This window comes from Citrobacter sp. TBCS-14 (assembly GCF_005280805.1).
Taxonomy (GTDB): Bacteria; Pseudomonadota; Gammaproteobacteria; order Enterobacterales; family Enterobacteriaceae; genus Citrobacter; species Citrobacter gillenii.
The window spans coordinates 1-214 of sequence record NZ_SZWM01000904.1 but is presented as its reverse complement, the minus strand read 5'-3'; the positions used below and the strand labels follow the sequence as shown (position 1 = coordinate 214).

Genomic DNA, 214 nt, shown 5'->3' with positions numbered 1-214 from the left:
CTGGCTTACGATGCGTACTATCGCTATTTCCTCGGCGATAAACCGGAGTTGATGAGCGACGCAGAATGGCAACGTCGTTACTGATCGCGTCGGTTGTGTTATGCTATCGTACTCGTTAAAGAGTACAAAGGGGGAAGCAAGCACGCTTCCCCCGCAACGATGGCGATAACTTATGACTCAGCAATCACCCTATTCAGCAGAGATGGCAGAACAG

The 214-nt window shown here is 50.5% G+C and carries 1 protein-coding gene; it reads left to right on the top strand.

The genetic code is table 11. The annotated features are described in order from the left end of the window. Nucleotides 1-84, top strand: an 84-nt coding sequence (locus FDX22_RS32750) for a hypothetical protein (RefSeq protein ID WP_370317704.1), incomplete at its 5' end; no start/stop codon positions are given. Nucleotides 85-214: the final 130 nt, after the last annotated feature.